Raw genomic sequence first — 22,755 nt, 5'->3', positions numbered from 1 at the left:
GCCCCGAGCCTTGTCTATAGTTGTGTGAATTGAGCAGGAGCCATGCCATGAGTGACACAGACAACGAGCGCCGACGCTTCCACCGCATCGCGTTCGATGCCGCCACCGAGATCGCCCAGGACGAGCGTCGCTGGAACGTCGAGCTGCAGGACATCTCCCTGAAGGGCCTGCTGGTGGAACGCCCGAGCAACTGGAACGGCGATCCGGACCAGCCGTTCCTCGCCACCGTCCGCCTCAGCGGCGACACCCAGGTGCGCATGGAAGTCGTGCTGACCCGCGTCCAGAAGGACCAACTGGGCTTCGTCTGCCAGCACATCGACCTGGACTCCATCGCCCACCTGCGCCGCCTGGTGGAGCTCAACCTCGGCAACGAAGGCCTGCTGGAGCGCGACCTCGCCGCCCTGGTGGAGAAGTAGCCGCTACTCGAACAACGCGTCCAGCGCCTGCTCCAGGCGTGTCACCGCGATCACCCGCAACCCGGGCGGCGCCTCCTTGGGGGCGTTGCCCTTGGGCACGATGGCCCGCTTGAAGCCGTGCTTGCCCGCCTCCTTCAGACGCTCCTGGCCGCTGGGCACGGGACGCACCTCGCCCGACAGCCCCACTTCGCCGAACACCAGCAGGTCATGCTCCAGCGGGCGGTTGCGCAGGCTCGACATGATCGCCGCGATCAACGCCAGGTCGGAGGCCGTCTCCAGCACCTTGACCCCGCCCACCACGTTGAGGAACACGTCCTGGTCATGGGTGGGGATGCCGCCGTGGCGGTGCAATACCGCCAGCAGCATCGCCAGGCGGTTCTGGTCCAGGCCCAGGGTCACGCGACGCGGGTTGGCCAGGTGGCTGGTGTCCACCAGAGCCTGCACCTCCACCAGCATCGGCCGCGAGCCTTCCCAGGTGGCCATGACCACGCTGCCGGGCACCGCTTCCTGGGCGCGGGTGAGGAAGATCGCCGAGGGGTTGGAAACCTCCTTGAGGCCCTTGTCGGTCATGCCGAACACGCCCAGCTCGTTGACCGCGCCGAAACGGTTCTTCACCGCCCGCAGCAGGCGCAGGCGGCCATCGGACTCGCCCTCGAAATACAGCACCGTGTCGACCATGTGCTCCAGCACGCGCGGCCCCGCCAGGGCGCCTTCCTTGGTCACGTGGCCGACCAGGAAGATCGCCGTGCCGCTCTGCTTGGCGTAGCGCACCAGCAACGCCGCGCTCTCGCGCACCTGGGCCACGCCGCCGGGGGCGGACTGCAGCTGCTCGGTGAAGATGGTCTGGATGGAGTCGATCACCATCACCTTGGGCTTCTCGACCCGAGCGGTGGCGATGATGCTTTCGATGCAGGTCTCGGTCATCACCTTGAGCTTGTCCTCGGGCAGCCCGAGGCGGCGGGCGCGCATGGCGACCTGCTGCTGGGATTCCTCACCGGTGACGTAGAGCGCGGGGAAGCGCGCGGCGATGTTGCACAGGGTCTGCAGGAGGATGGTGGACTTGCCGATGCCCGGGTCGCCGCCGATCAGCACCACCGAGCCGTCGACCAGGCCGCCGCCGAGCACGCGATCCAGCTCGGCGGAAGCGGTGGAGAAGCGTGGCATCTCCTCGACGCTGACCTCGGCCAGGGTCTTGATCTGCGCCTGGCCGCCGGCCCAGCCGGCGCGCCCGCTGGGGGGCGCGGCGCCGTCGATGACGGTTTCAACCAGGGTGTTCCAGGCCCCGCAGTCACCGCATTGGCCGGCCCATTTGGGGAAGGTCGAGCCGCACTCGGTGCAGCCGTACATGCGCTTGGCCTTGGCCATCAGCGGACTCCGTCAGAAAAACGAAGCCCGCATGATAGCGGATCAACCCCCGCAGGCGCGCCCGCAGCCGCAGCAGCCTTCCTTGCGCTCCGGCGCCTTGAGTGCCTGCAGGTTCTGCAGCAGGCCGTCGCGGCGCATGCGCAGGGCCTGGAGGCTGGAGCCGTCCAGCGGCTCGCTGCCCTGCTCGATGCGGCCGATGCGCTTCTCCAAAAGCTCGTACTGCTCGCGCAGGCGGGCGATGCGCTCCTCGGCGCGACGCGCCTCGTACAGGGCCTTGCGGTCACGCTCGGGGGCGGTGCTGGGAAGGGTGTCGTAGACGGTCATGGCGACGGCTCCGGAAGGGGAAATGGGCGCCAGACTACCCAGCGCCGGCCTCCCCCGCGTTGACGCCGATCAAGCCGCCTCGCCGGCTACCGGGAACGGTTTCCTAGTGGTTCTTGAGCAACTGGGCGATCTCGTCCTTCAGCGCCACCCGCTGCATCTTCAGGCTGTGCAGGGCGAGGTCGTCGAGGGCGTGCTTGCCGTCCTCCACTTCATAGATGCGTGCATCGAGACGCTGGTACTCCTGCGCCAGGCGGGAAAAATGCACGTTGTGTTGCAGCATCTCCTGCATCGTGTCGCGATATTCGGGGAACTCGCGATTGAGGGGGTGATGTTCGAGCGGCATGGTCGGGCTCCTCTCTCCGGAAACTTCCTTGAGGCTAGACCAAGCGGGGCCTTTGTTGGTGCCGGGCGGCCCGATGGCGTGTTCAGTGAACACTCGTGGCTGTGCGCCGCCCGCGGGAAGTTCTAGGATTGTGCGCCTGACCGAGGAGAACCCCGATGCTGGAGCTGCGCCCTAGCTGCGAAGCCTGTTCCCGTCCCCTGCCCCCGTCGAGCACCGATGCGCGCATCTGCTCGTTCGAGTGCACCTTCTGCGCCACCTGCGCACAGCGCCTGGAAAACGTCTGCCCCAACTGCGGCGGCGGCTTCTACCCGCGCCCGGTGCGCCCGAAGGTCCTGCTGGCCCGCTACCCGGCCACCGGCGTGAAGGTGGAAAAGCCAGTCGACACGAGCGTCCACGCTGACTTCTGCCGCCTCTACCGCCATGTGGAACCGCAACATCGCTGAGATGGCGCGGTCAGAACACTCGGTTACACTTTCAGCCCATAACCAGAACCCGGGGAGCGGTACATGAGCCTACTGAACGAATTCAAAGCCTTCGCAGTGAAGGGCAATGTGGTCGACATGGCGGTGGGCATCATCGTCGGTGCGGCCTTCGGCAAGATCGTCTCGTCCTTCGTCGGTGACGTGATCATGCCGCCGATCGGCCTGCTGATCGGCGGGGTCGACTTCACCGACCTGGCCATCACCCTCAAGGCCGCCCAGGGCGACGTGCCGGCAGTGGTGCTGAGCTACGGCAAGTTCATCCAGACGGTGCTGGATTTCATCATCGTCGCCTTCGCCATCTTCATGGGCGTGAAGGCCATCAACAAACTCAAGCGCGAAGAGGCCGTGGCCCCTTCCGTCCCGCCGGCACCGACGCCGGAGGAAGTGCTGCTGACCGAGATCCGCGACCTGCTCAAGTCGCAGCAGCAGGACAGGCAGCCCTGACCGGATTGTCTTCGCAAACATGAAAACGGCGCCCGAAGGCGCCGTTTCCGTTTCACGCCCCCGTAGCCCGTGCTTCAGCCCGGGACCTCCGGCCACTCCGTTCCCCGCGCTGAAGCACGGGCTACCACCGGGGAACGCACCTCGTAGGGCGGGTGAAACCCGCGAAGCTCATATGAAAACGGCGCCTCGCGGCGCCGTTTTCGTTTTCAGGCTCAGCCCGTCTCCTCGACCGGCCTCAGCAGCAGGCGGTTGACCCGGCGCTCGCGCACCTCGGTCACCCGCAGCTCCCAACCTTCGACCTCGAGGCGGTCGCCGACCATCGGCAGGCGGTCCAGCAGGCTCATGGCCAGGCCCGCCAGGGTCTGGTAATCGTCCGTGGGGCGGGCGCGGAAGCCCAGGCGCTCGCGCAGCACCGCCAGGTTCACCGCACCGCTGACCTTGTAGCCCTCGCCACTGGGCTCGATGTCCAGGCCCTCGCTCTCGCTGGCGTCGGGCAACTGGCCGGCGATGGACTCCAGGATATCGGTCATGGTCACCAGGCCTTCGAAGCCGCCGAACTCGTTGACCACGAAGGCGATGTGGGTCGAGGCCTCGCGCATCTGCTCCAGGGCGCCCAGCACCGAGACGCTTTCCGGCAGGTTGACCGGTGAGCGCAGCAACGACTCCAGGTCCGGCTCCTCGCCGCGCAGCAGTTCCTTGAACAACTCCTTCTTGTGCAGGTAGCCCAGGGGCTCGTCCACCGCACCGCCACGGATCACCACCAGGCGCGAGTGCGGCGCCTGCAGCAGGGCCTGGTGGACCTGCTCACGGGAATCGTCCAGGTCGATGCGGTTGACCCGCGCGCGGTCGGTCATCACGGTGCGGATCGAACGCTCGGCCAGGTGCAGCACGCCACTGATCATCACCCGCTCGCGGCGGTCGAACACCGCGGTATCGCCTTCGCCGTCCCTGAGCATGTCGGCGATGTCGTCGCCCACCTCGCCGGCATCCACGCCGCGCCCGCCGAGCAGGCGCAGCACCGCGTGGGCGGTACGCTCACGCAGGCCACGGCTGCCCTGCAGCTGGCGCTTGCGGCGCCAGCGCACCGTCTGGTTGGCCAGCTCGATGAGGATCGAGAAGCCGATGGCCGCGTACAGGTAGCCCTTGGGAATGTGGAAGCCCAGGCCTTCGGCGGTGAGGCTGAAGCCGATCATCATCAAAAAGCCCAGGCACAGCATGATCACCGTGGGGTGGGCGTTGACGAAGGCGGTCAGCGGCTTGCTGGCGACGATCATCAGGCCGATGGAGATCACCACGGCGATCATCATCACTTCCAGGTGCTCGACCATGCCGACGGCGGTGATCACCGCGTCGAGGGAGAACACCGCGTCGAGCACCACGATCTGCGCGACCACCGGCCAGAACATCGCATAGGTGCGGCTGCCGCCCTGGTGGTGGACCCGCCCCTCGATGCGCTCGTGCAGCTCCATGGTGGCCTTGAACAACAGGAACACACCGCCGAACAGCATGATCAGGTCACGCCCGGAGAAGGCCTGGCCGAACACCTCGAACAGCGGCTCGGTCAGGGTCACCAGCCAGGAGATGCTGGCCAGCAGGCCCAGGCGCATGATCAGCGCCAGCGACAGGCCGATCAGGCGGGCGCGGTCACGCTGCTCGGGGGGCAGCTTGTCGGCGAGGATGGCGATGAACACCAGGTTGTCGATGCCGAGGACGATCTCCAGCACGATCAGTGTCAGCAGTCCCAGCCAGGCGGTGGGGTCGGCTATCCATTCCATGTTCAGGCACTCCTGGGCGAAAGACGGGCAGGCGCGAAGGCTGCATCGGCGCCATGGAAGCGCTGCAGGCGGATCGGCATGCGGGAAGATCGCGCGGCGGAGTGCCACGCTCGGATCGGGCGCTCGGCGGCGCCGGGTGAGGAAGGGGCCACGCCCACGCTGCTGGGGGGTGGTTTGCTACTGTCGCTGTCCATTGGGTCCCGGATCGAAAAAACGGACGTGCATCCTAGGACATGAATGCACGCCGTTTAATCCGGGAATTTTTACCAATCGTGTACGAAGTCGCTTAGCGCCGGCGGAACAAGGGCCTCGGCTCGATCACCGAACGCCCGTAGAGCACGCTGACCCCGGCCAGCCCCTTGAGCGCGTCGACCACGGACTTGTCCGCGCGCACGGCGAAGGCATCGAAGCCGCACTGGCGCATGTGCGCGAGCTGGTCGCGCAGCACATCGCCCACCGCGCGCAGCTCGCCGTGCCAGCCGAGCCGGCTGCGCAGCAGATAGGCCTGGCTGTAGCCACGGCCGTCGCGGAAGCTGGGGAAATCCACGGCGAGGAGCGGCACATCGGTATCCAGCAGCGGCCCCAGCGTCTCCACCTCGTCATCCGGTTGCAGCAGCAGGCCGTCGCGGCCATCACGCTCGCGCCACAGGGCCAGCGGCAGGATCAACGGACCGTCCGGCAGGCCTTCGCCCACCTCGCGCACCAGGGTCCAGGGGTCGTCCGGCACCAGCTGCGGTTCTCCCTCCAGCAGGCGGATGAGGTTGTTCATGCCGGCACCTGCGCGCGGGCATAGACCCGCTCCTTGAAGGGCTCGATGCCAATGCGCCCGACGGTGTCGACGAAGCGCTCCTCCAGCTCGCGGTAGTCGAGGTAGGTGGCGACGATGCGCTCGATCACCTCCGGCACCTCGGCGGCGCTGAAGGACGGGCCGATCACCTTGCCCAGCGCCGCCGCCATGCCCTGGGCGCCGCCGAGGGTGATCTGGTACCACTCGCTGCCCCCCTTGTCGACGCCGAGGATGCCGATGTTGCCGATGTGGTGATGGCCGCAGGCGTTCATGCAGCCGGAGATGTTCAGGCTCAGCTCGCCCAGGTCGTGGAGGTAGTCCAGGTCCTCGAAACGCTGCTGGATGGCCTGGGCGACGGGGATCGACTTGGCGTTGGCCAATGCACAGTAGTCGCCACCGGGGCAGGCGATGATGTCGGTCAGCAGGCCGATGTTCGGCGTCGCCAGGCCGGTATCTCGGGCGGCGTTCCAGAGCGCGTACAGGTCGCGCTTGCGCACGTCGGGCAGCACCAGGTTCTGTTCGTGGGCGATGCGGATCTCGCCGAAGCCGAAGCGCTCGGCCCAGTCGGCCACCGCCTCCATCTGCGCGGCGGTGACGTCCCCCGGCGGCGCGTCGATCCCGGGCTTGGTGGACAGCACCACGGCGACGTACCCCGGCACCTTGTGCGGCTGCAGGTTGCGCGAGCACCAGCGGGCGAACTCGGCATCGGCGGCCAGCTGGCTGCCGAAGGCCAGGTCGATGTCATCGAGCGTCTCGTAGCTCGGCGCGTCGAAGGCGGCGGCCACGCGCTGGTACTCCGCGAGGGTCAGCTGGGCCGGGCCGTCGCGCAGGTGCTGCCACTCGGCCTCCACCTCGCGGGCGAAGGCCTCGATGCCCAGCGCCTTGACCAGGATCTTGATCCGCGCCTTGTACTTGTTGTCGCGCCGGCCGTGGCGGTTGTACACCCGCAGGATGGCCTCGACGTAGGACAGCAGGTGCTGCCACGGCAGGCCCTCGCGGATCTGCAGGCCGAGGATCGGCGTGCGCCCGAGGCCACCGCCCACCAGCACCCGCAGGCACATCTCGCCCGCCGCGTCGCGGTACAGGTAGAGGCCGATGTCGTGCATCTGGATGGCCGCGCGGTCCTCGCCGGACGCGGAGATGGCGATCTTGAACTTGCGCGGCAGGAACAGGAATTCGGGGTTGATGGTGGACCACTGGCGCAGGATCTCGGCCAGCGGGCGCGGGTCCAGCAGCTCGTCGGCGGCCACCCCGGCGAAGGCCTCGGTGGTGATGTTGCGCACGCAGTTGCCGGAGGTCTGGATGGCGTGCATCTCCACCTCGGCCAGGCGTTCGAGGATGTCCGGCACCTCGGCCAGCTCAATCCAGTTGAACTGGATGTTCTGCCGCGTGGTGAAGTGGCCGTAGCAGCGGTCATGGTCGCGGGCGATGCCGGCCAGGGTGCGCAGCTGCCGCGACGACAGGGTGCCGTAGGGGATGGCCACGCGCAGCATGTAGGCGTGCTTCTGCATGTACAGCCCGTTCTGCAGGCGCAGCGGCAGGAACTCCTCCTCGCTCAGCTCGTCGCTGATGCGCCGCGCCACCTGGTCGCGGAACTGCGCCACGCGCTCGCGTACCAGCGCGTGGTCATAGTCGTCGTATCGATACATGCAAGGCTCCTCGGTCTGGCGCCGCCCCTGCACCGGGAGCGGAACAACGAGGTGCCACTATGGGCGGCCATGCCCCTCATAAACAGCCGCAGATGTGAACGCGAAAAGCAGATCAGATTTCGCGCCCGCTCAACGTCGCCGCTGCTTCCCTGGCATGCCCGCGCCTGGGATCTGATCTCTAAAAACCTCAATGATCTGAGCCTGTTTTGTTCGGACCCGGCTTTCTAGAGTGGCGAGCCTGCCAGCCCCGGTGCTGGCGCCTTCTTCCGCAATCGAAAAGGTTCCGCCATGAACACCGCACTACAGGAGCCCACCTACAACTACCGGGTGGTTCGTCAGTTCACGATCATGACCCTGGTCTGGGGCGTGGTCGGCATGGGGCTGGGCGTGTTCATCGCCGCCCAGCTGGTCTGGCCGCAGCTCAACCTCGACCTGCCCTGGACCAGCTTCGGCCGCCTGCGCCCCCTGCACACCAACCTGGTGATCTTCGCCTTCGGCGGCAGCGCGCTGTTCGCCACCAGCTACTACACGGTGCAGCGCACCTGCCAGGCGCGACTGTTCGGCGACGGCCTGGCCGCCTTCACCTTCTGGGGCTGGCAGGTCCTCGTGGTGATGCTGCTGGTCACCCTGCCCCAGGGGCTGACCACCACCAAGGAATACGCCGAGGTGGAATTCACCGGCGCCGTGTGGATGGGCATCGTCTGGGTCGCCTACGCGCTGGTGTTCTTCGGCACCGTGATGAAGCGCCGCACCCGGCACATCTACGTCGGCAACTGGTTCTTCGGCGCCTTCATCCTGGTCACCACCATGCTCCACGTGGTCAACCACATGGCCATCCCGGTCAGCTGGTTCAAGTCCTATCCGCTCTACAGCGGCGCCACCGATGCCATGGTGCAGTGGTGGTACGGGCACAACGCGGTGGGCTTCTTCCTCACCACCGGCTTCCTCGGGATGATGTATTACTTCATTCCCAAGCAGGCCGGGCGCCCGGTCTACTCCTACCGCCTGTCCATCGTTCACTTCTGGGCGCTGATCACCCTGTACATCTGGGCCGGCCCGCACCACCTGCACTACACCGCCCTGCCGGACTGGGCCCAGAGCCTGGGCATGGCGATGTCGATCATCCTCCTGGCGCCCAGCTGGGGCGGCATGATCAACGGCATGATGACCCTCTCCGGTGCCTGGCATAAGTTGCGCGACGACCCGATCCTGCGCTTTCTCATCGTCTCGCTGGCCTTCTACGGCATGTCCACCTTCGAAGGCCCGATGATGGCCATCAAGACGGTCAACGCCCTCTCCCACTACACCGACTGGACCATCGGCCACGTGCACGCCGGCGCCCTCGGCTGGGTGGCGATGATCACCTTCGGCTCGCTCTACCACCTGATCCCGAAGATCTTCGGCCGCGAGCGGATGTACAGCACCCGGCTGATCAACGCGCACTTCTGGCTGGCCACCATCGGCACCGTGCTCTACATCGCCTCGATGTGGGTCAACGGCATCACCCAGGGCCTGATGTGGCGAGCGGTCAACGACGACGGCACCCTCACCTACTCCTTCGTCGAGGCCCTCGAAGCCAGCCACCCGGGATTCTTGGTGCGCTTCATCGGCGGCGCCTTCTTCCTCACCGGCATGCTGCTAATGGCCTGGAACAGCTGGGTCACCATCCGCGCGCCGCGCAGCGAAGCCGCCGCCATCGCGGCCCGCACCTGAGGAAGCGGCCATGGACCTGGATGGCTTCTACGGGCTGCTGTCCCTCGGCGCCCTGGTGTTCTTCTACGTCGCCACCCAGCTCAGCCTGGGCGGCAAGGACCAGCGGCAGATCGACGAAGCCACCATGCTGCCCTTCGCCGACGACGAACCCGTGGCCCGGCGCATGGAACGCGCCACCGGGCGCAGCAGCACCGGTTGCAGCTGCCCCGGGCGCTGCGACGGCGCTTGTGCGAATCGTGGGGATGTGGAGATGTGAGGGGTAAGGCGGCGCTCCGCGAACCATGCGAAGCCCCGTGCCGCAGGATGGGTAGAGCCGTGCGAAACCCATGCTGACAGCCCGGCACCGATCCCATGCCCTACCCCGCATCGATGGGTTTCGCTTCGCTCTACGCCATCCCACGGGGCTCGCAGGGCCAACGTCTTCTACCAGTAATTCTCCACCGCCACCTGCCCGGGTCGGCGGGTGAGGGCCAGGTTCATGTCGCGGGCCTTCAGCACCGCTCGGGTGTCTTCGATCATCTGCGGGTTGCCGCAGAGCATCACCCGCGAATGCTCGGGGGCCAGCGCCAGGCCGGCTGCGCGCTCCAGCTCGCCGTTCTCGATCAACGTGGTGATGCGCCCGCTCAGCGCACCGGGCACCTGCTCGCGGGTCACCACCGGGATGTAGGTGAGCTTGTCGGCGACGCCTTCCAGATGCTCCAGGCCCTTCAAGCCCCCGATCAACGGCTGGTAGGCCAGCTCGCGCTCATGCCGTGCGCTGTACACCAGCACGATGCGCTCGAAGCGCTGCCACACCTCCAGGTCCTGGAGGATGGACAGGAAGGGCGCGATACCGGTACCGGTGGCCAGCAGCCAGAGGTCGCGGCCGTCATTGAAGCGATCGAGGGTGAGGAAGCCGAAGGCCTGCTTGTCGACCAGCAGGGTGTCGCCCACGGCGAGGCGGCTCAGCTCGCTGGTGAATTCGCCGCCGGGCACCACGATGGAGAAGAACTCCAGGTGCTCGTCATGGGGCGCGGACACCATGGAGTAGGCGCGCCACACGGTGCTGCCATCGGCCCTGGTCACGCCCAGGCGGGCGAACTGGCCGGCGCGGAAACGGAAACCGGGGTCACGGGTGGTGCGCAGGGTGAACAGGCTCGGCGTCAGGGTATGGACGTCGAGCAGGGTCTGGCGGGTGAACTTCTCTTCGCTGGCGCTCATTGCGGGCTCCTGTCGCTGGAACCCCGCCAGTGTCCCGCAAAGCGCGCGCGGGAAACACCCGCGCGCGTTGTGGCTATAGACCGATCAGTGCTTGCGGTTGACGGTCTGGGCCGCGCGCAGCACGTCGGCACCGATCTCCGCCTCGTAGGTCTTCCACAGCGGCATCAGGGCCTGGCGCCAGGCGTCACGCTCCTCGGGGGTGAGGGTGATCACCTTGGCCTTGCCGGCGGCGATGACGCGCTCGCGGTCCTTCTGGTTCATCGCCTCGGCGTCCTTGTTCACCGCGAAGGTCACCTCTTCGATGATCGCTTCCAGCTCGGTGCGGGTCTGGTACGGGATGCTGATCCAGAATTTCTGGTTGGTGATCAGCATGTAGTTCAGCGAACCGTGGTTGGTCTCGATGACGTAGGGCTGGACGGTGTCGATCTTCTGGCTGGCGATGTTCGACCAGGGGCCTTCGGTGCCCTGGATGGTGCCCGCCTGGAGCGCCTTGAAGGCGTCGGCGAAGGGCATCTTCACGGTCTTGGCGCCGAGCAGGCCGAACTGCGCGTCGAGCACGGAGGAGGGCTGGATACGGAAGGCCAGGCCCTTGGCGTCCTCGGGCTTGCGCAGTTCGCGGCTGGAGGTCAGCTCCTTCATGCCGTTGTTCCAGTAGCCCAGGCCATAGATGCCCTGCTTGGACATCGAGCGCAGCAGCTCGCGGCTCTTGTCGCGCTTCTGGAAGCGCTTGACGGCTTCGAGGTCATCGAACAGGAACGGCAGGTCGAACACCTGCAACTGCTTGGTGTACGCCTCGAACTTGGACAGCGAGGGCGCCAGCATCTGCACCTGGCCGCTCTGCAGCGCCTGGATCTCGTCGGCATCGCCATAGAGGCTGGAGTTCGGGTAGACCTCGACCTTCACCTTGCCCGGCAGGCGTTCTTCCACCAGCTTCTTGAACAGCAGCGCGCCCTTGCCCTTGGGCGTGTCCTCGGCCACGACGTGGGAGAACTTGATGAGGATCGGCTCCTCGGCCAGCGCGGAGCTGGAAAGGACCATGAGCGAAGCGAACAGCGCCCCGAACAGAGACTTGTACATGTATGCACCTGTGCAAATGGCAACGGCGAAGCCCGCGCCATGCGCGTCGGCTCCGTCTGGAATAAGGTTTTTTTCGGTGGAACGCCCGCTCCCAACCAGCGGGTACGCACCGTTTTTTACGGCGTACCAGGTCGTTCAGGGCAGAGAAATGCCAGATGCCTGGTTATTATTGGAGCTGTCCCGGCGCAGAGAATCGCCATGGGATGGCGGGCCGAAATCAGAGGCGCGGATTCTTAGGCAAAACTGATCAATAAACAAGCACCGCTAATCCCAACCAGCTCTCACTTCCAGCACAATCTTCGCCTTCACCCGAGTCCAGAGTTCCCGATGCCCCCACTGCTCACCCCTTTCGGCCAGCTCGACCTGGTCCGCGTTCCCGACCAGCCGAACGACCCGCTGCAGGCCTTCGACGCCGCCGACGAGTACCTGCTCGGCCACCTGCACGAGCAGGCGCCCGACGCCGCCACCCGGGTGCTGGTGCTCAACGACAGCTTCGGCGCCCTGGCCGCCAGCCTGGCCCCGCATGTGCAGGTCACCAGCAGCGGTGATTCGCACCTGGGCTTGCTCGGCCTGCAACGCAACCTCGCGCGCAACGGCCTGGCCGCCGACGCGGTGCGCTTCGTGCCGGCCAGCGAACCGATGGACGGTCCCTTCGACCGCGTGCTGGTCCGCGTGCCCAAGACCCTGGCGCTGATGGAAGAGCAACTGATCCGCCTGCAGGGCCACCTGGCGCCCGGCGCCACGGTGGTGGCCGCCGGCATGGTCAAGCACCTGCCCCACGCCGCTGGCGACCTGCTGGAGAAGTACATCGGCCCGATGCAGGCCTCGCTGGCGGTGAAGAAGGCCCGCCTGCTGGTGGCCACGGCAGCGGACCGAGCGGCCGCCCGCTCGCCCTACCCGACCCGCTACCAGCTCGACGAACCGCGCCTCGAACTGCTCAACCACGCCAACGTGTTCTGCCGCGAAGGCCTGGACATCGGCACCCGCGCCTTCCTCCCGCACCTGCCCAGGCGCCTGGACGCCACCCGCGTGGCCGACCTGGGTTGCGGCAATGGCGTGCTCGGCATCGCCTACGCCCTGGCCAACCCGCACGCGCAGCTGACGCTGGTGGACGAGTCGTACATGGCCGTGCAATCGGCTGTGGATAACTGGCGCGCGGCCCTGGGCGAGCGACCGGTGGAGATCCGCCCCGGCGACGGCCTCGCCGAGCAGCCGGCCGGCTCGCTGGACCTGGTGCTGTGCAACCCGCCCTTCCACCAGCAGCAGGTGGTGGGCGACTTCCTCGCCTGGCGCATGTTCGTGCAGGCGCGCGATGCGCTGGTCACCGGCGGCGAGCTGTGGATAGTCGGCAACCGCCACCTGGGCTACCACGCCAAGCTCAAGCGCCTGTACCGCGGCGTCGAGCAGATCGCCGCCACGCCCAAGTTCGTGATCCTCAAGGCCACCAAATAGGGCCGTGATTCAAGCGGGCGCCGCCGTGGGTCGGGTGCAACCCGACAGCCCCGTCGCTGGGATTCGCGGGTTCCACCCGCCCTGCACGAGCCGACCGTTGCGTAGGGTGGACCCCGCTTCATCGGTCTACCATCGGAGCCGGGCCGGGCACCGCTGGTGGATGTAAAAAGCGACATCCACCCTACCGTCCTGCGCTCCCTGGTGCTGCGGGGAGTCGCTCAACCGTAGGGCGGGGGACCCGCTTCACCGGTCCACCCTCGGAGCCGGGCCGGGCACCTTGCCCTTCACAACAGGCATCGCGAGCAGAGCTCGCTCCTACGGGAGCGAGCCCGGGCCCGGCTCAGGGCGTGCTCAGCCCCGCCGCATTCATGAACAGACGCAGCAGGTAGGACACCACACCCAGGGCCAGTACGCTGGCGGTCCAGATCGCCAGCAGCCAGCCCAGGCGCTGCCACAGGGGTTTCTTCTCGGGGTTGTCCACAGCCATGGTCGCTCTCCTGGCCACTAGTGGTAGCCCTGGTCCGGGGTCACCTTGCCGCGGAACACGTAGTAGCTCCAGGCGGTGTACACGAGGATGAAGGGGATGATGAACAGCGCCCCCACCAGCGCGAAGCCCTGGCTCTGCGGCGGCGCGGCGGCCTGCCAGATGCTCAGCGAGCCCGGCACGATGTTCGGCCAGAGGCTGATGCCCAGGCCGCTGTAGCCGAGGAAGATGAGGATCAGGGTGAGCACGAAGGGCTTGATGTTGTCGTAGTTCGCCACCGATCGCAGCAGGTAGAAGAAGGTCACCAGCACCAGCAGCGGCACCGGCATGAACCAGAACAGGTTGGGCAGGCTGAACCAGCGCTGGGCGATCTCGCCATGGGACAAGGGCGTCCAGATGCTGACGATGCCGATCACCGCCAGCAGCACCAGGGCCAGCGGGCGCGCCATGTCGTGCATCTGCTCCTGCAGGCGGCCTTCGGTCTTCATGATCAGCCAGGTGCAGCCGAGCAGCGCATAGGCCGCCACCAGCCCCAGGCCGCTGAAGATCGGGAAGGGCGCCAGCCAGTCCAGCCCGCCGCCGGCGAACTGGCGGTTCTCCACCGGGATGCCCTCGATGAAGGCCCCCAGGGCCACGCCCTGGAAGAAGGTCGCCGCCAGGGAGCCGCCGATGAAGGCCTTGTCCCAGATGTGGCGCTTGTGCTCCTTGGCCTTGAAGCGGAACTCGAAGGCCACGCCACGGAACACCAGGCCGATGAGCATGAACATCAGCGGCAGGTAGAGCGCGCTCAGCACCACCGAGTAGGCCAGCGGGAAGGCCGCGAACAGGCCCGCCCCGCCCAGCACCAGCCAGGTCTCGTTACCGTCCCACACCGGCGCGACGGTGTTCATCATCACGTCGCGCTCGGAGTCGTCCTTGACGAAGGGGAAGAGGATGCCGATGCCCAGGTCGAAGCCGTCCATCACCACGTACATCATCACGCCGAAGACGATGATGATCGCCCAGATCAGAGAAAGGTCGATGCCCATGTTCAGTTCCTCGCGCCCAGGTCGTCACCCGAGTTGTCGTCGTCTTCCATATTCTCGTCGGCCGCCGAGATGGGCCGCGCCGGCGTACGTTTCTGGCCGGGACCGCCGATACCCTGCTCCTTGCCCTCGTCGGTCTTCGGTCCCTTGCGCACCAGGCGCAGCAGGTAGCTGAAGCCGGCGCCGAACACGGCGAAATAGACCACCACGAACATGATCAGGGTGAGGCTCATCTGCGCGAAGCTGTGGTTGGACGAGGCGTCGGCGGTGCGCATCAGGCCGTACACGACCCAGGGCTGGCGGCCGATCTCGGTGGTGAACCAGCCGGCGAGGATCGCGATCAGCCCGGACGGCCCCATCCACAGGCATAGGTGGAGGAAGGGCCGCGAGGTGAAGAGCCCGCCGCGCCAGCGCAGCCACAGGCTCCAGACGCCGACCAGGATCATCAGCAGGCCCAGGGCGACCATGATGCGGAACGACCAGAAGACGATGGTGGAGTTGGGCCGGTCTTCCTTGGGGAACTCCTTCAGCGCCGGCACCTGCTTGTCCAGGCTGTGGGTGAGGATCAGGCTGCCGAGGTAGGGGATCTCCACCTTGAAGCGGGTTTCCTCGCGCTCCATGTCCGGCCAGCCGAAGAGGATCAGCGGCGTCGCCTCGCCGGGCGGGTTCTCCCAATGGCCCTCGATGGCGGCGATCTTCGCCGGCTGGTGCTTGAGGGTGTTGAGGCCGTGCATGTCGCCGATGAAGGCCTGCACCGGCGCCACCAGAAGGGCCATCCACATGGCCATGGAGAGCATCTGGCGGATCGCCGGGTTGTCCCGCCCGCGCAGCAGGTGCCAGGCCGCCGAGGAGCCGACGAAGAACGCCGTGGCGAGGAAGGCCGCGGTGGCCATGTGCGCCAGGCGATAGGGGAAGGACGGGTTGAAGATCACCGCGAACCAGTCGGTGGGGATCACCCGGCCATCGACGATCTCGAAGCCCTGGGGCGTCTGCATCCAGCTGTTGGAGGCGAGGATCCAGAAGGTGGAGATCAGCGTGCCGATGGCCACCATCACCGTGGAGAAGAAGTGCAGGCCCGGGCCGACGCGGTTCCAGCCGAACAGCATCACGCCGAGGAAGCCGGCCTCGAGGAAGAACGCGGTGAGCACCTCGTAGGTCAGCAGCGGCCCGGTGACCGAGCCGGCGAAGTCGGAGAACGCGCTCCAGTTGGTGCCGAACTGATAGGCCATCACCAGGCCGGACACCACGCCCATGCCGAAGTTGACGGCGAAAATCTTCGACCAGAAGTGATAGAGGTCGCGGTAGACCTCCCGGTTGGTCTTCAGCCACAAGCCTTCCAGTACCGCCAGGTAACTCGCCAGGCCGATGGTGATGGCCGGAAAGATGATGTGGAAGGAAATGGTGAAGGCGAACTGGATTCGGGCGAGATCAAGAGCCTCCAATCCGAACATTACGACGTCCTCTAGCTGGTTCACGGGCACGGCCCTGGGCGGGTCACTCCGGCAATTGGAGCGCGGGCCCTGGGAATTCGTTCTTTTTATCTGGAGTTTCAGGGAGATGGCGGCTCACTCAGCCGCAAGCGCAAGCCCAAGGTGCGGGCATTGACGCAGATCAATCAGCAGCTAAAGAGTAGCGCTTCGCTTGAGGAAAAAAGCTGTGGTCGATTGCCACGCGGCAGGTTGCCGCAGCGAGTGGATAGCCCTGGACAAACACGGAGCCGGACCGGAGCTCCGCTACAAGGTCACTGGACAGTCCTGAGCAGCCCGCTAACCCGCCTGGTGGATGGATGAAGCGTCATCCACCCTACACCCCTGGAAGCCGGTGCACGCCTACGGCCGTGGCGCGTGCCCCGAATCAAGGGCCTTGGGCGTGTCCACGTCCAGCACCACGCCAGGGTCGTCCACCTCCAGCGCCAACCAGGCCTCGCGATGGGCGGCGAGCACCGCACGGGCACCTTCGTCGCCCTGGAGGCGTTCGAGTTCAGGCCAGAAGGCGCGGCCGAAGATCACCGGGTGGCCGCGCCGGCCCTGGTGCAGCGGAAACAGGATGCGCCGGGCGTCGGCCCGCGCCAGCAGCCCGCCCAGGGTCGCCTCGGCCAGCCAGGGCATGTCGCCCAGCAGCACCGCCAGGGCATCGCCCCGGGCTGTGGATAACCCGCGCACGCCGGCCGCCAGGCTGTGGCCCATGCCCAGGTCGGCGTCCGCGCAGCGGATCACCGGGCAATCGGCCGGCAGGCCCAGCGCCGCCGGGTCGTCCTCCGGGCGTAGCACCACATGCACCTCATCGAACACCGCCCGCACCCGCGCCACGCTGGCCGCCAGCAGGGTGCGCCCATCGGCCAGGCGCGCCTGGCGCTTGTCGCTGCCGAAGCGGGTACCACGGCCAGCGGCGAGGATCAGGGCGATGACGGGGGGCATGACAACTCCTGGGGCATCAAAGAATGGGTGGGAGCGAATTCATTCGCGAAAGGGCCGCGCAGCGGTCCCAGCAGCAAACCGATACAGAGCAGCAGCCTGTCGGCCGCCATCGCGAATGAATTCGCTCCCACAGAGAGCCGCCCATGTATTCCGTCCAGGGAATCAAACCCGCTCGCGCGGTATCGCATTGCGCACCCGCAGGATGTCGGCAAGCACCGCCAGGGCGATCTCCGCCGGGGTCTTGCTGCCCAGGTTCAGGCCGATGGGGGCGATGATGCGGGCCATGTCCGCTTCGCTCAGGCCGCCCACGCGGCGCAGGCGCTCCCGGCGCTTGGTGCTGGTGGCCATCGAGCCCATCACGCCGATGTAGAAGGCCTCGGTGCGCACCGCCTCGATCATCGCCAGGTCGTCGATGCGCGGGTCGTGGGTCAGCGCCACCACGGCGGTGTCAGCGTGGCAACCACCGTTGCGGATCACTTCGGACGGCAGCTCGCGACGCACCTCGACGCCCGGCAGCTCGACGCCCTCGAGCACCTCCTCGCGGGGGTCACAGAGCACCACCTCGAAGCCCAGCGGCTGGGCGAACTCGGCGCACACCTGCGCCACCGAGGAATACCCGGCCAGCAGCAGGCGCTGGGCGGCCCCTACGCGCAGGCGGATGACCTGCTCGTCGCGCTCGACCCGGGCGCCCTGCTCGCGGTCCTCCCGCAGGGTGCGGCTGCCGCCGTCGATGCGGATCTCCCGCAGCAGCCGGCGCTGGCCGGCCAGGGCGCTTTCCAGCTCGCGCAGGTGCGCCTGCACCTCGCAATCGGCCGGCAGGTTCTCCACCAGCACGTCCAGCACCCCGCCGCAGGGCAGGCTGATCTTCGAACGCTCGTCGCTGCCGTCGCCGTAGCGCACCAGCGCCAGCGGCTCGGGGAAGGCGCCTTCGGCGACACGTTCGAGGAAGTCATCCTCGACGCAACCACCGGACAACGACCCCACCCACTGCCCCGCCTCGTTGGCGGCCAGCAGCGAACCCGGCGCGCGGGGCGCCGAGCCGTAGGTGGAAAGCACGGTACAGAGCCAGACACGCTGGCCGGCCCGGGACCATTCGAGGGCCTTGCGCACGACGATGAGGTCGAGGTGTTGCATGGTCAGTGAACCTTTTCGCTTCGCAGTTGGGAGACGCTCTCCATGCCGATGTCCCCGGGCGATCCTCCCCAGGTCTGGCGCAGGTAGTTGAGCAGATCGCGCATCCGCGCGTCATCAAGATCGTGCTGGAAGCCCGGCATCGGCTGCATCCGCTCGAAGCCGGTGAACTGCTGCTCGCGGATGCCGTCGTCGATCACCCGCAAGAGGTTGCGCGAATCCTCCTGGCGCAGGGTGGTGTTGCCGGCCATGGCCACCGCCACGTGGGGGATGCCCTGCCCCTGCGCGCCATGGCAGCCGGCGCAGAGGTTCAGGTACTCCTGGCGACCGGCCTGGGCGCTGGCGGTGAGCTCGGCCAGCGGGCGGGTGGCGATGGTCGCCGGAGCCGGCGGCTGGTCACCCATGAGGAACACCGCCATGGCCTGGTGATCCACCTCCGGCAGGTATTGCAGGCTGTGGTGCAGCACCGGGTACATCTCGTTGAACACCGAGCCCTGGGCGCTGATGCCGTGCTTGAGGAAGGTCGCCAGGTCGTCGGTGGTCCAGCCACGGGCGGCCAGCGCCTCGGCCTTCAGGCTCGGCGCCAGGTAGCCCAGAAGCACACCGCCTTCCATGCGCTGGTCCTGCTGCAGGGCACCGAGCGCGTTGCGCGGGGTGTGGCATTCACCGCAGTGGCCGAGGGCTTCCACCAGGTACTGGCCGCGCTGCCACTGCTCGCTCTTGCCCTCCGCCGGCTGCATCTGCACGCGGTTCTTGTAGAGCATGTTCCAGAACGCCAGGCCGAAGCGCAGGTTGAACGGGAAGGTCAGGCTGGTCTGCGGGCTCGCCTTGGGGATCGGCTCGCGGCTCATCAGGTAGGCGTAGAGGGCGTCGGAGTCCTCGCGGGTGATGAGGTGGTAGGAGGTGTAGGGCATCGCCGGGTAGAGCTTGCTGCCGTCGGGCTTCTCGCCCTGGGTCAGCGCGCGGTAGAGGTCATCGGCGGTGTAGTGGCCGATGCCGTGCTCCTTGTCCGGGCTGATGTTGGTGCCATAGATGGTGCCGAACGGCGACTCCAGGGGCAGGCCGCCGGCATAGGGGGCGCTGCCCTCGATGCTGTGGCAGGCCACGCAGTCGGCGGCGCGGGAAATGTAGCGGCCGCGCTCGATCAGGGCCTTGTCGGCGGGCGCTTCGGGCGCGGCGGTGGCGGCCAGGGGCAGGAACAGCCCGGCGGCGATCAGCAGTGCTTTCATCATCAGCCTTCCTTCACCAGACCCAGTTCCTCGACCACATCGCGCGCGGCGCTGTAGTAGCGGACGTAACCGGTGCAGCGGCAGATGTGCTTGCCCAGGGCGTTGTCGATCTCGCCCTCCAGCTCGCTGCGCTTGACCGGCTGGCGCTGCAGCTTCTCCACCAGCACGGTGGCGGCGTTGACGTAGCCCGGGGTGCAGTAGCTGCACTGGAAGGCGAACTGGTCGACGAACTTCTGCTGGATGGGGTTGAGGCTCTTCACCTCGCCCTTGTCGTCGAGCTGGGCGTGGCCCTCCACCGTGCGCACCTTCTTGCCGGCGAAGAAATGCGCGCCGGTGATGCAGGTGCGGATCTCCTCGCTGGTGCCGTCGGGCTTGTCGAGGATGGCCACGCAGGCGTGGCACACGCCCTGGCCGCAGCCCAGGCGCGAACCGGTGAGGTTCAGGTACTCGTGGAGGAAGTCGATCATCATCAGGTCATCCGCCACCTCGATGGGGCCGACGGCCTGGCCGTTGATGTTCATGCTGAGCGCGCGGTTAGCCATGGAGGGCCTCCTTGATGCGGGCCGGAGTCAGGGGAAGGTCGCGCAGGCGCTTGCCGGTGGCGTGGGCCACGGCGTTCACGATGGCGCCGACCACGGGGATCATCACCACTTCGGCGATGCCCTTGGCCGGGTCGCTGGGCGACAGCGGCGGCAGGATCTCCGCCGTCTGCGACCACACGGCGACGTCCTTCGCCCGGGGCAGCTGGTAGCGGTTGAAGTTCCAGGTGCCCTCGCCCGGGCCCCCTTCGTAGAGCGGCATCTCCTCCATCAGCGCGTGGCCGATGCCCATGGCGATGCCGCCTTCCAGCTGGCCGAGCACCAGCTCGGGGACGATCACCCGGCCGCACTCCATCCAGGAATGGTGGTTGATCACCCGGGCCTCGCCGCTGCCCTTGTTGACCTTGATCTCCACCAGGGTGGCCACCGGGCTGTAGTAGGTGACCATGGCGTTGTTGAGCTGGGTTTCCGGGTAGCTGACCGAGACGCGGTCCAGCAGGTGGTAGCCGTTGCGGGTCATCAGGGCGCGCTTGCCGGCGTCGGCACCGGCGCCGTACTTCACCGCCACCGCGTCCAGCGGCAGGCTCTCGCGCACGCCGTTGATCTCGAACTCGGCCGAGGCCCACTTCCAGCGGTTGAAGCCGTGCACGCTGGCCGCAGTGACCAGGCCCAGGTCGTGGGCCTTCCTGGCCAGCAGCTCGAAGGGAATCGGCGGCATGCCGCCGGCGCTCAGAGCGCCGTCCTTCCAGTGGGCGTCCTCGCGGCGCACCACGTAGGGGTTGAGCGAGCCGTTGTACTCGCCACGGCCCCAGATGCTCAGCGCCGCCGGCCACAGGCCGTGGTTGAAGAGAATGCGCGCGGCCTCGCGGGTGGCGTGGCCGGAGTAGTACGCGGAGTTGGTGGCCGAGGACGGCGAGGCCAGCTTGCCCACCCAGCGCGGGTTCTTCAGCGCGGCGTCCTGGTCGGCCTGGCTGATGATGTAGGGGTTGCCGCTGGTGACCAGGCCCAGCTCGTGCCAGTCGGTCTCCCCGGTCTTGATCTCGTGGGCCGGCTGTCCCAGGTGGTCGGCGGCCAGCAGTGCCTGGGAGGTGGCCATGCCGGTGCCCATGTCGATGGCCACGTGGCGCAGCAGCACGCGCCCGTCGGCGGTGATCTCCAGGCTCGCCAGGGGCGCCTCGGAGCCGGTGCCGAAGTCCTTCTGGCACATGGCGAAGCCGACGCCGTAGAGGTTGTCCGGGTCCTCGGCGTCGAAGCGCTGCTTGCGCTCCGCGCGGGTGCGCCAGATTTCATGCTGGGCGGCCTTGTCGAGGATCTCGTCGAGGCGCAGGGCACCGGCGGGAATCGCACCCTGGGTGTTCTTCATGCCGGTCTTGAAGACGTTCTTCCTGCGCAGCTCGATGGCGTCCAGGCCCAGGCGGCCGGCCACCTCGTCCACCATCATCTCGGTGGCGGCCATGGTCTGCAGGGTGCCGTAGCCGCGCATGGAACCGGCCTCGACGCCGCGCGAATGGTACGCGGTGGCGGCCAGGTCGCTCTGCGGCAGGTAGTAGATGGACTGCGCCGCCGTGGCGCCGACCGCCGCCACCGAGGAGCTGTAGTTGGCGCGGCCGCCGCCGTCGACGTCCATGTGCGCGCGGAAGATCTGGAAGCTGTGGTCCCGCTTGTTCACCGCCAGCTGGTAATGCATGTCGAAGGGGTGGCGCTTGATGCCGCTCTGGAACTGCTCGTAGCGGTCGTTGGCCAGGCGCACCGGCACGCCCTCGCCGTACATCGCGGCGAGCGCGGCGTAGAAGACGAAGATGTTGTTGTCCTTGGAACCGTAGCCCACGGTGTAGCCCGGGTGCAGGTTGAGCGTGGCCACCTTGAAGCGCGACGGCGCCAGCATGTGCGCGGTCTGCTCGGCCACCTCGAAGGGGCACTGGGTGGCGACCACGAAGTGCAGGGTGCCGCTTTCGGCGTCGTACCAGCCGTTGCCGTTGTCGGCTTCCAGGGCCGCCGGCTCGATGGACTGGGTGGTGAAGCGCTCGTCGAACACCAGCCAGTCTTCCGGCGGCGCCTTGAGTTGCTGCTCCATGCGTTCGGCGTAGTAGAGGCCCTGCTGGGTCAGGTCGCCGTTGATCCTGGCCTGCTGGCTCCACACCGGTTTGCGCTGGCGGATGATGGGGAACAGCATGCTGTCCTTGAGGCTGGAGAACACGTCCGGCTCGAAGGGCGTCTCGCCGCCCACCCGCACGAAGCGGAAGCTGCCGTAGGGGTCGGCCTGGTACAGCTCGGCCTTGGCGCCGTAGCGCACCACCTTCTCGTTGAACTTGAGGATGTTCTTGGCCCGGCGGTAGCGGTCGAAGTCGGTCCAGATGGCCATCGCCACCGGGTGGCCGATGAACATCGGCACCTGGCCTTCCGGCAGGAAGGGGTCGAGGTTGTGGCCTTCGGGGAAGCCGATGCCGTCACGGGCGAGGTCCGCCGCGGTGACCAGGCGATCGGGCTTGAGCTCGTCGCCGAGCATGGACAGGTCCAGGCCGGCGTAGAGGTGATCGGCGCGGGTCGCCTTGATCAGCAGCGCATGGCCCTGGCGCTGGGGCCAGCCGGGCATGTCCTTGGCGCGGATGTCACGGGCGAAGACCTTGGCCCCGCAGGCCTTGGAGACGCCGTCGATGCGCGCTCGCGCCTGGCCGCCCGGCGTGTACCAGGGCTGTGGCGAGGCGGTGACCCGGTCTTCGAACAATGCAGCAAAGGCCTTGCTGCCCAGCGGTGCCAGCGTGATGCCGATACCTGCGATGACACTGCCCTGCAAGAAGGCGCGTCGGGATAACTCACGGTTGGACATACCCGTTCCTCGGAGCCTTGGCGGACGCCGACTCCTGTTTTCTGAGCGTAAAAACGGTTGTCGGCCACTCTCGGGA

Annotated in this window: 22 protein-coding genes; 6 read left to right on the top strand and 16 right to left on the bottom strand. The window is 67.3% G+C overall.

The window, feature by feature from the left end; translation table 11 throughout:
- The first annotated feature begins 47 nt into the window (after positions 1 to 47).
- Positions 48 to 416 (top strand): PilZ domain-containing protein, encoded by a 369-nt coding sequence (locus DMX10_RS02910; protein WP_111259696.1) that lies wholly within the window; start codon positions 48 to 50, stop codon positions 414 to 416.
- 3 nt (positions 417 to 419) lie between these two features.
- On the opposite strand, the gene radA is transcribed toward DMX10_RS02910, so the two are convergent.
- The 3 genes from radA to DMX10_RS02895 form a co-directional block, all read right to left on the bottom strand.
- Entirely contained in the window at positions 420 to 1,781 is a 1,362-nt protein-coding gene (radA, locus tag DMX10_RS02905; protein WP_111259695.1) for a DNA repair protein RadA, read from the bottom strand.
- Between the two features lie 42 nt (positions 1,782 to 1,823).
- Complete coding sequence (locus tag DMX10_RS02900; RefSeq protein WP_111259694.1) at positions 1,824 to 2,105, bottom strand: DUF465 domain-containing protein; 282 nt, start codon at positions 2,103 to 2,105, stop codon at positions 1,824 to 1,826.
- Between the two features lie 103 nt (positions 2,106 to 2,208).
- The gene (locus DMX10_RS02895) at positions 2,209 to 2,448 is read right to left on the bottom strand and encodes a YdcH family protein (protein WP_111259693.1); all 240 of its coding nucleotides are present in this window, start codon (positions 2,446 to 2,448) and stop codon (positions 2,209 to 2,211) included.
- Positions 2,449 to 2,603: 155 nt separating this feature from the next.
- On the opposite strand from DMX10_RS02895, the gene DMX10_RS02890 reads away from it, so the two are divergent.
- Positions 2,604 to 2,891, top strand: a complete 288-nt coding sequence (locus DMX10_RS02890; protein ID WP_111259692.1) for a DUF1272 domain-containing protein — start codon at positions 2,604 to 2,606, stop codon at positions 2,889 to 2,891.
- Between the two features lie 63 nt (positions 2,892 to 2,954).
- On the top strand, positions 2,955 to 3,374 hold the full coding sequence (gene mscL / locus DMX10_RS02885; protein WP_111259691.1) for a large-conductance mechanosensitive channel protein MscL: 420 nt from the start codon (positions 2,955 to 2,957) through the stop codon (positions 3,372 to 3,374).
- A gap of 212 nt (positions 3,375 to 3,586) precedes the next feature.
- Here mscL and DMX10_RS02880 read toward each other — a convergent pair whose 3' ends face one another.
- The 3 genes from DMX10_RS02880 to DMX10_RS02870 form a co-directional block, all read right to left on the bottom strand.
- A complete protein-coding gene (locus DMX10_RS02880) occupies positions 3,587 to 5,149 on the bottom strand; it encodes a TerC family protein (RefSeq protein ID WP_111259690.1) in 1,563 nt (520 codons plus the stop codon).
- A 286-nt stretch (positions 5,150 to 5,435) separates the two neighbouring features.
- Positions 5,436 to 5,918: a DUF934 domain-containing protein gene (locus DMX10_RS02875; protein WP_111259689.1), complete on the bottom strand. Its 483-nt coding sequence runs from the start codon at positions 5,916 to 5,918 to the stop codon at positions 5,436 to 5,438.
- The gene (locus DMX10_RS02870; protein WP_111259688.1) at positions 5,915 to 7,585 is read right to left on the bottom strand and encodes a nitrite/sulfite reductase; all 1,671 of its coding nucleotides are present in this window, start codon (positions 7,583 to 7,585) and stop codon (positions 5,915 to 5,917) included. Before DMX10_RS02870 ends, DMX10_RS02875 begins: the two co-directional genes overlap by 4 nt.
- Positions 7,586 to 7,873: 288 nt before the next feature.
- Here DMX10_RS02870 and ccoN point away from each other — a divergent pair, with 288 nt between their 5' ends.
- Both ccoN and DMX10_RS02860 read left to right on the top strand, forming a co-directional pair.
- Complete coding sequence (gene ccoN / locus DMX10_RS02865) at positions 7,874 to 9,298, top strand: cytochrome-c oxidase, cbb3-type subunit I (protein ID WP_111259687.1); 1,425 nt, start codon at positions 7,874 to 7,876, stop codon at positions 9,296 to 9,298.
- A 10-nt stretch (positions 9,299 to 9,308) separates the two neighbouring features.
- The gene (locus DMX10_RS02860) at positions 9,309 to 9,554 is read left to right on the top strand and encodes a cbb3-type cytochrome c oxidase subunit 3 (protein ID WP_111259686.1); all 246 of its coding nucleotides are present in this window, start codon (positions 9,309 to 9,311) and stop codon (positions 9,552 to 9,554) included.
- 167 nt (positions 9,555 to 9,721) lie between these two features.
- Here the strand turns inward: DMX10_RS02860 and DMX10_RS02855 are convergent, their stop codons facing one another.
- The gene (locus tag DMX10_RS02855; protein WP_111259685.1) at positions 9,722 to 10,498 is read right to left on the bottom strand and encodes a ferredoxin--NADP reductase; all 777 of its coding nucleotides are present in this window, start codon (positions 10,496 to 10,498) and stop codon (positions 9,722 to 9,724) included.
- 84 nt (positions 10,499 to 10,582) lie between these two features.
- Positions 10,583 to 11,575, bottom strand: coding sequence for a TRAP transporter substrate-binding protein (locus DMX10_RS02850; protein ID WP_111259684.1), 993 nt, complete (start codon positions 11,573 to 11,575; stop codon positions 10,583 to 10,585).
- 327 nt (positions 11,576 to 11,902) lie between these two features.
- Between DMX10_RS02850 and DMX10_RS02845 the strand changes: the two genes are divergently transcribed.
- Entirely contained in the window at positions 11,903 to 13,027 is a 1,125-nt protein-coding gene (locus DMX10_RS02845) for a class I SAM-dependent methyltransferase (protein ID WP_111259683.1), read from the top strand.
- 340 nt (positions 13,028 to 13,367) lie between these two features.
- On the opposite strand, the gene DMX10_RS02840 is transcribed toward DMX10_RS02845, so the two are convergent.
- From DMX10_RS02840 to DMX10_RS02805, 8 genes are all read right to left on the bottom strand, one after another.
- Entirely contained in the window at positions 13,368 to 13,514 is a 147-nt protein-coding gene (locus DMX10_RS02840; RefSeq protein ID WP_043244499.1) for a DUF2474 domain-containing protein, read from the bottom strand.
- A 17-nt stretch (positions 13,515 to 13,531) separates the two neighbouring features.
- Positions 13,532 to 14,539 (bottom strand): cytochrome d ubiquinol oxidase subunit II, encoded by a 1,008-nt coding sequence (gene cydB / locus DMX10_RS02835; protein WP_021218807.1) that lies wholly within the window; start codon positions 14,537 to 14,539, stop codon positions 13,532 to 13,534.
- 2 nt (positions 14,540 to 14,541) lie between these two features.
- Entirely contained in the window at positions 14,542 to 15,987 is a 1,446-nt protein-coding gene (locus tag DMX10_RS02830) for a cytochrome ubiquinol oxidase subunit I (RefSeq protein ID WP_111259682.1), read from the bottom strand.
- Positions 15,988 to 16,365: 378 nt separating this feature from the next.
- Complete coding sequence (locus tag DMX10_RS02825) at positions 16,366 to 16,953, bottom strand: NTP transferase domain-containing protein (protein WP_111259681.1); 588 nt, start codon at positions 16,951 to 16,953, stop codon at positions 16,366 to 16,368.
- Positions 16,954 to 17,115: 162 nt separating this feature from the next.
- Positions 17,116 to 18,087, bottom strand: a complete 972-nt coding sequence (locus tag DMX10_RS02820; protein WP_111259680.1) for an XdhC family protein — start codon at positions 18,085 to 18,087, stop codon at positions 17,116 to 17,118.
- Between the two features lie 2 nt (positions 18,088 to 18,089).
- Positions 18,090 to 19,313, bottom strand: a complete 1,224-nt coding sequence (locus DMX10_RS02815) for a cytochrome c (RefSeq protein ID WP_111259679.1) — start codon at positions 19,311 to 19,313, stop codon at positions 18,090 to 18,092.
- 2 nt (positions 19,314 to 19,315) lie between these two features.
- Positions 19,316 to 19,855 carry a (2Fe-2S)-binding protein gene (locus DMX10_RS02810; RefSeq protein WP_111259678.1) on the bottom strand — a complete coding sequence of 180 codons (540 nt, stop codon included), beginning with the start codon at positions 19,853 to 19,855 and terminating at the stop codon, positions 19,316 to 19,318.
- Positions 19,848 to 22,679 carry a xanthine dehydrogenase family protein molybdopterin-binding subunit gene (locus DMX10_RS02805; RefSeq protein WP_111259677.1) on the bottom strand — a complete coding sequence of 944 codons (2,832 nt, stop codon included), beginning with the start codon at positions 22,677 to 22,679 and terminating at the stop codon, positions 19,848 to 19,850. The genes DMX10_RS02810 and DMX10_RS02805 overlap by 8 nt, the downstream gene beginning before the upstream one ends.
- Positions 22,680 to 22,755: the final 76 nt, after the last annotated feature.

This window comes from Pseudomonas sp. 57B-090624 (genome assembly GCF_003234055.1).
Classification (GTDB): Bacteria; Pseudomonadota; Gammaproteobacteria; order Pseudomonadales; family Pseudomonadaceae; genus Metapseudomonas; species Metapseudomonas tohonis.
The sequence above is the reverse complement of the archived record's forward strand: the minus strand, read 5'-3'. Positions and strand labels throughout refer to the sequence as shown.